The sequence below is a fragment of the Eudoraea sp. genome (assembly GCF_049669105.1).
In the GTDB taxonomy this organism is placed as follows: domain Bacteria; phylum Bacteroidota; class Bacteroidia; order Flavobacteriales; family Flavobacteriaceae; genus Eudoraea.
Genome location: NZ_JBATKE010000053.1, coordinates 40,354 through 47,273, shown reverse-complemented (window position 1 = coordinate 47,273; position 6,920 = coordinate 40,354). Strand labels below are relative to the sequence as shown.

7 protein-coding genes and 1 tRNA gene are annotated in these 6,920 nt (G+C 35.9%); 1 reads left to right on the top strand and 7 read right to left on the bottom strand.

The annotated features are described in order from the left end of the window. Positions 1-568 precede the first annotated feature (568 nt). Both WBM60_RS04600 and WBM60_RS04595 read right to left on the bottom strand, forming a co-directional pair. Complete coding sequence (locus WBM60_RS04600; RefSeq protein WP_424282801.1) at positions 569-1,018, bottom strand: JAB domain-containing protein; 450 nt, start codon at positions 1,016-1,018, stop codon at positions 569-571. A gap of 85 nt (positions 1,019-1,103) precedes the next feature. After that, entirely contained in the window at positions 1,104-1,457 is a 354-nt protein-coding gene (locus WBM60_RS04595) for a single-stranded DNA-binding protein (protein WP_424263294.1), read from the bottom strand. 230 nt (positions 1,458-1,687) lie between these two features. On the opposite strand from WBM60_RS04595, the gene WBM60_RS04590 reads away from it, so the two are divergent. Next, positions 1,688-1,873, top strand: a complete 186-nt coding sequence (locus WBM60_RS04590) for a hypothetical protein (RefSeq protein ID WP_424276823.1) — start codon at positions 1,688-1,690, stop codon at positions 1,871-1,873. Between the two features lie 485 nt (positions 1,874-2,358). On the opposite strand, the gene WBM60_RS04585 is transcribed toward WBM60_RS04590, so the two are convergent. The 5 genes from WBM60_RS04585 to WBM60_RS04565 form a co-directional block, all read right to left on the bottom strand. Beyond that, a tRNA-Ile gene (locus WBM60_RS04585) sits at positions 2,359-2,432 on the bottom strand. A 289-nt stretch (positions 2,433-2,721) separates the two neighbouring features. Next, positions 2,722-3,846 carry a Fic family protein gene (locus WBM60_RS04580; RefSeq protein ID WP_424260898.1) on the bottom strand — a complete coding sequence of 375 codons (1,125 nt, stop codon included), beginning with the start codon at positions 3,844-3,846 and terminating at the stop codon, positions 2,722-2,724. Positions 3,847-4,125: 279 nt separating this feature from the next. After that, entirely contained in the window at positions 4,126-4,887 is a 762-nt protein-coding gene (locus WBM60_RS04575) for a hypothetical protein (RefSeq protein WP_424260896.1), read from the bottom strand. 129 nt (positions 4,888-5,016) lie between these two features. Continuing rightward, complete coding sequence (locus WBM60_RS04570) at positions 5,017-5,778, bottom strand: LytR/AlgR family response regulator transcription factor (protein WP_424260894.1); 762 nt, start codon at positions 5,776-5,778, stop codon at positions 5,017-5,019. Continuing rightward, positions 5,775-6,812 carry a sensor histidine kinase gene (locus WBM60_RS04565; RefSeq protein WP_424274962.1) on the bottom strand — a complete coding sequence of 346 codons (1,038 nt, stop codon included), beginning with the start codon at positions 6,810-6,812 and terminating at the stop codon, positions 5,775-5,777. The genes WBM60_RS04570 and WBM60_RS04565 overlap by 4 nt, the downstream gene beginning before the upstream one ends. Between the last annotated feature and the right edge of the window lie 108 nt (positions 6,813-6,920).

The following is a 6,920-nucleotide window of genomic DNA, read 5'->3' as shown; positions in this document are numbered from 1 at the left end:
AAATCCCTTTAATCCGTTCATTTTCAATATTTTGAAAATGAAATCAAAAACTATAACATCGCTTTAGCGTGTTATCCTCTTGCTATTCCTTTTTTCCCCGCAGGGGCAAATTGAAATACCTTTCTCTCAAGGTAAAGGCGTTTCTTCCCAGTCCCTGAAATGTTATTGATTTTAGGATTTATTTCAATGGATTTTTAAGGATTGCGCAATGGATTTAGATAAATGCTATTGATATTCTGTTTAATAAATAATAAAAAAAGAGACTAAGGAAAATTTGCCAAAAGATAGGATGCGCCCTATTATTGTTTTTAATGACGTTTATCTTCCCGAATACTTTAAAAACAAAATAGGATCCATGCGCTGGTAAGTTATGGTAAGATTTGGGGAGGGAATTCCAATGTGGATTCACTATTTATTAATAGTAAAGCCCATTTTCTATAGCTTAGGCCTTGAGATCGTTTCCAAAATCCTGTTCGATTTCCTTTTTGGATTTGGACAATAAAAATTCTTGAGTCTGTTCGTTAGGGTTGTTATAATTCAGATGTACCATGATTTCGGATTTTAGTGATTATAGAATACCCTCATCCGCAAAACTGTAATACTCGCCATTGGGTGTAATGATCAAGTGATCCAATACTTTAATGTCCAAAAATTCTCCAGCTTTTTTTATTTTTTCGGTAATCTTCCTATCTGCTTCACTAGCTTTTAACGTTCCGCTAGGGTGGTTGTGGGTCAGGATAATTGCCACTGAAAGGGATTTTAGAACCACCGCGAAAAGTATGCGTAAATCGACGATTGTTCCTGTAATCCCACCTTTGGACAATTGGTAAATACCCTTTACTTTGTTACTGTTGTTCAATAGAACTACCTTAAAAGATTCTTGTACTTGGATAGTCCGCTTGTCCCAATGCTGAAAAAGAAGATCAGCTGCATCTTGGGAGGAATTTATTTTGCGCCAAAATGGGGCAGGTATGCGCTCTTTATAACTTATCGTGATTTCATTAACTTTGTCTTTCATTGCTTTTAATTTAATTGTTACTGGTAATGAAAAAGAGGGCAGAACTTTCGCCAGAGATGCCCTCTTTAATTTTCAAATATTCATTTTAGGCTGCCCTGTTTTCGTCCTTGGCTCCTAATAGTAAAACCTCGCTAACTATCACTTCTGTGATGTAGCGTTTTTCGCCTTCTGTGCTTTCATAGCTTCGGGTTGTCAATTTGCCCTCAATGGCAATTTTCTTGCCCTTGCTTGCATACTGTTCGATGATTTCAGCAGTCTTGCCCCAGGCAACCATATTGTGCCATTCCGTACTTTGTACTTTCTCGCCTTGGGCGTTTTTGTAGTTTTCATTGGTAGCCAATGAAAATCGGATTACTTTTTTACCGTTCTCCAAAACGGTCATTTCGGGATCGTTCCCTACGTTGCCAATTAATTGGACTTTGTTTCTTAGATTACTCATAATTAAAAAATTTAAAGGATTATTAAGCGCTGTCCGAACCTTTCGAGCAGCATTTGAAACTGATTTACTTATTATATCTTGAGTGTTTTCCCATTTTTTGATTTTTAACTTTTGTTCCGCTTTCTTTTTGTTGATTCTGTACGATTTCATAAGATTCGTTTTAGATTTACTTCCCATAGTGCCGTCGCGATTCCCTTTTTTTGATGCTGTTACACCTACAATATCCAGGCTTGGTAAGACGTATAAATAAGAGCGAGGCACGAGCCTGGTTTATGCCGTCGCCAAGAACGGATATTGTTATTTTGCTTACAAAAAAAAGGGATAGCGGCGATATGGGTGGTGGAACCAAAACCGATTTGGAAGAGTGCCGCCCCAACAGGGAGTGGAACAAAACGGAAAGTCGAATTACAGGTTAAGCGGACTTAACCCTAAAAATAATATGTCGCTCAATAAACTATTTATTAGATTGGAATAAATATTTCCTTATTGGTACAGAAGATCCATTTTTAGGGTTATGTACAAGAATCTTGAATGAAGCTTATTTTCCAAAATGGAGCTTGCGTAATGGAGTGGAAATAGGCTGGAATTCTGGATTAAGGGAATTCTTTCAAGTAGCCGGACCCTATTCCGCTTTTGTTCTAGGCTTATCTTCTCGAGCGCTACAAAAACAGAGCAGGAACCATGCATTGGTAATTTATGATAAGAGTTGGGGGAATGATACTAGGTATGCTATTGCACATATGTAATTGATATTAGTCCAATGAATACAAAAATGTAATTGATTTTGTATTGAATTAAACACAAATGAAACCAATAGAATTTTAACAGTTATTGCGTGCAAATTGCGTGCAAATAAAAAAGGCTTTCAAGAATGAATCCTTGAAAGCCTTGATTTTACTAGTGGTCCCACCTGGGCTCGAACCAGGGACCCCCTGATTATGAGTCAGGTGCTCTAACCAGCTGAGCTATAGGACCAATTTCGCAAATGCGCATTTCAAAAAACATTAACCAGCTGAGCCCCTCCTGCCGTGCCGTCAGGTGGACGCAGGTATAGGACCGGTTATGCCAAATTTTGGACTGCAATATTACTACTTATTTTCGGTTGCTGCAAATTCTTTAGACGAAGGAAAGTTACTTTAAATCCTTCCTGGTTAGCCAATGCCGGCGTATGTATCCTACTACTTTTAGGTGTTGCCGAAATAAAATGAAGGAGCTACCTGTCAGCCTGTGGCCGTCTACTTAGAGCAATTGTTGGCAAATGATTTTAGTTAAATATTTTTATATATTCAGGAAACCAATATTGCTTTCCGCGTTTTGCACCTGTTAATTCCTGAATTATTTCAAGTTGTTCCAACTCTGCGATTAGCTTGTAGACTGAAGGCATCGATAAATCAGTTATACTTTTAACTTTTTTAGCGTCAATTAAAGGGTGTTGATACATATGATTTATTACTGCTCTTCCGTTATTCATTCTGCTACCTAGTTTTTGTAATTTTTTATCTACATCTTTTTGTAGCTTTAATATTTTATCGAAAGTATCAATACTACTTTTGGCTGTTTCTGTAACGCCAACAAGAAAGAATTTAAACCATTGCTGAATATCATTTTTTTCTCTAACCCTTGTTAAATTATCGTAATACAAACTTCTATTTCTTTCGAAAAAATCTGATAAATAAAGTATAGGTTTTTTTAATATTTCTTTTTCAACCAGGTATAGTGTAATCATCAATCTGCCAATTCTACCATTACCATCTAAAAATGGATGTATCGTTTCAAATTGGTAATGAATTAGCGCTATTTTTAATAAATCCGGAAGTATTATTTCTTCATTGTGGGCAAATTTTTCCAGATCACTCATTAATTCTCCGATATCTGATTTATTTGGAGGAATAAAAACCGCATCTGATATGGACGCTCCACCTATCCAGTTTTGACTAGTCCTAAATTCTCCAGGGATTTTATGTTTCCCTCTTACTCCTTGCAATAGTATTTTATGAGTTTGTTTTATTAATCTGGATGAGAAAGGAATTTCGTTTAAGCTTTTTATTGCGGTGTTGAGTGCTTCAATATAATTTTGAACTTCTTCCCAATCATTTCTTTTCTCTTCTGATATATCAGATTTACTTTGTAATGCATCAGCGATATTGGTTTTAGTGCCTTCAATTTTACTTGATTGAGTCGCTTCTTTTAATACATGCATGCTAATAAACAAGTCGATATTAGGTATGTATTCAGAATACATGTCTAATCTTCCCAATTGTCTATCTGCTTTACTTAATAGATTAATGACTTCTATGTCATCCAATGACCATTGCCGATTAATTTTTTCAGGAGAAAAACTTTTAAATGTACCTTGACTTAAATATTCTCCTGAATTAAAATTCTTCATCTTTTTTTATCAAATCTACAGCTTATTTAAGAAAAGACCAAAAAACTTAATTAAGAAAATCTCTAATTTAAAATATTTATAAAAATATTAAATAAAGATGAGGTTATTTTAATGTTATCAACGGTTTGGTTATAAGTAGTAGCGTGTCCTCCGGAGTAAAACGAAGGGGTGAGTGGTACCACAAGATTACAAGTCCAGCTTATTTACTAAGCTGGACTTTTTCTTTTTAATCCAATGGTCATAGGGGTTTTGGAAGATTTAGTAAGGCTCCACGGCTGCTTAGTTATGAGTATACACATTTTTCATCACTTCTGTTTTACCTTCATCTTCAGCTACGGCAGAAGTTGTAAACATCATCACTCCGCTAGATTTGCCTGCCAGTCCACCCTTCAGAACAGTTTCAAATTCCTTATTGGAAATGATACCCGGGTTATTATATGCTTGGACTATAGGCCATACTTTTGGATAAGAATCCTTTCTGATATTTAGTCGATTGCTAAACCAGCGTATATTCTCTTTTACCCAAGCGGGCTCTCTTCCCATTCTCCTATGGTTTACCATAGGAGAAAATACATCGATGGTTTCTTTTAATAGATTATAGTCGAGTCCCAGTATGGAACGCCTTGCACTATTAAATTCCTGATCGTCCCATGGACAATGATAAAGTCCAAGGAGCGCCTCTGGTTTGATTTCCTTGATAATCCTTTTTATTTCATAGGTCCAATCATAAATCACCTCGCATCGCCAATTACGCCATGATTCATCATGGTTGTTCAGTATCCATAGTGCCTTCTTTGAGGTAATTCCGTCCGGTATTTCGATTCCTGAATCTTTTGAGAAATTATCAAGACAATGATCACAAAAACACGTTTCGGGCAAGATGGGCTCAGGTTCTTCAAACTGTGCATGCCAATGCACATAGTCCATCCAAACACCATCCAGATCATACTCCAAAAGTAAATCCCGTAGCTGGCCAAAACGATACTGACGGAAACCGGGTTCGGTAGGACAAACCCCCATAAACCACGATGCAGCTTGCACTTTTTCACCTTTTTCATTGATTGCCCAGGCTTCAGGGGTCAGGTTAGGGCCACAAACTTAAACAGCATATACCTGCACTAGAAGATGGTGCGGGTTTTTGCATTTCTGCATCCTAATCAACTAACTAGATTAAGAATTGATCCATTTTTTAAACGCTTTAGATTTAGCTTTGCTAACCACAATTTGTTCTTTAAAAACAGGCAATACATTTAGGATCAGCTTTCCGTTGAAATAATATTTGATATTTGCAATAGCATCTTTATGAACTATGAGTTGTCTGTTGACCCTGTAAAAGCATGATGGGTCTAGTTCATTTTCTATATCTTCTAATTTTTTATCAAGGGTATAACTTTTATTGTCTTTGGTAATCCCCTTAACGATACCGGAGTCTATATATAGATACGCAATACTTGAGGTTTTAATTGGGATCAATTGGTCTCTGTAACTCACCAAATACGTTGTTTTGTATGTTTTATTATTGGCTTTGATAAGATTTAACAGCCCTTCCATCTGAATATTAGAGGAGGCATCTGTCTGCGATTGAACTTCAAATTGAGTCAGCGCTTTTCCCAGTTCATCTTCATCAACGGGCTTTAATAAATAATCAATACTATTTACCTTAAAAGCCTTTAGTGCATACTGATCATAGGCTGTGGTGAAAATTACCGGTTTTGTTATTTTAACTTTATCGAATATTTCAAAAGAAAGCCCATCGGCCAAATGAATGTCCATAAACACTAATTCAGCATCGTTAGGTGCAGAAAAGTATTCAACTGAGGATCTTACAGAATCTAAAACGGCAAGGATCTCAATATTGGGATTCAGTTTCTTAAGTAAATAGGTCAGATTTTCACTTGCCGCTAGCTCGTCTTCAACAATAACTACTTTCATTCTCCTGATTTTAAAGGCAGCTTAACACTGAATGTATTATTGTCTTTCGCAATTACAATATTTTGCTTTTCAATTAAAAAATATCTTTTGTCCAGGTTTACCAGCCCATGTCCGGTGCCTTCAGACATTACGGTTCTGGGTTGTATCTTGTTTTCAACAAAGATAAACCCATCCTTGTAAAATATTTTCACAGTCAATGGATTGATTTCGGATATCTCATTATGCTTTACTGCATTCTCAACAAGTAATTGCAGTGCCAATGGCGGGATTTCTTTTTCAAGGTATTTTTCATCAATTTTAATATCAATAGTAAATCGATCTCTATATCGGGTTTTTGTTAAATAGCAATAACTATCCAAGAATTTAAGTTCTTCTTTTAAGGATACCATGTCCCTGTCTCCGCTCTGTAAAATATAACGGTACATGAACGACAGCTTTTTTACAAATTGGGTTGCTTTGTCATTATCCCTGATTAAACAGCTTAGTGAATTTAAGGAGTTGAAAAGGAAATGAGGGTCTATTTGATTTTTTAAGGCGGTTAATTCAGTTTGGAGATTTTGCTGTTTTAGCCGTTCATTTTCAATTAAACTTAGTTGTGATACCATCTGAAGTCTGAGTATTCTGGCTACGAAAAGCAGGATTATTACCAGCACAGTGAGCTCAACCAATAAGAAACCTTTTTCCACCTCAGGCAATGGGTGGCCAATAATAAAGGTAAAAATAAAATCAAGTATTGGCGTTCCTATCAAAAGGATGACGAGATTTAAAATAACCACGGCAATTACCCTTGTTGCTTTTTTATATTTTGTGAAAAAATACCCCCAGTTAGAATTTAGTTGTAAAATGAGCCATGAAAACAAAAAGAAAAAAACAAATTTTATAAAAAAATCAACCACCCAATCTATAGAAAAATCCATATCACCTTCGTGGAATTTGCTGTAGATATATATGGTCTTGGGTAGCGAAACCAATACGGCAAAAACTAAAGACACCTTTACTAATTGGGATCGTTTTACTTTTATTTGTCTTAACATGTTACTGCGTATTGATAAGGAATGGCACTTGTTTTACAAATTTACACGAATTTCTTTGGCCAATTGATTTTAGACTATCGCCCTAAAACCAAGCCCTATCTTGCAAAG

Excerpts from the sequence above, each read along its gene's own strand:
- WBM60_RS04600 (WP_424282801.1), bottom strand. The coding sequence starts at position 1,018 with ATGAAAGACAAAGTTAATGAAATCACGATAAGTTATAAAGAGCGCATA.
- WBM60_RS04595 (WP_424263294.1), bottom strand. The coding sequence starts at position 1,457 with ATGAGTAATCTAAGAAACAAAGTCCAATTAATTGGCAACGTAGGGAAC.
- WBM60_RS04565 (WP_424274962.1), bottom strand. The coding sequence starts at position 6,812 with ATGTTAAGACAAATAAAAGTAAAACGATCCCAATTAGTAAAGGTGTCT.
- WBM60_RS04580 (WP_424260898.1), bottom strand. The coding sequence starts at position 3,846 with ATGAAGAATTTTAATTCAGGAGAATATTTAAGTCAAGGTACATTTAAA.
- WBM60_RS04570 (WP_424260894.1), bottom strand. The coding sequence starts at position 5,778 with ATGAAAGTAGTTATTGTTGAAGACGAGCTAGCGGCAAGTGAAAATCTG.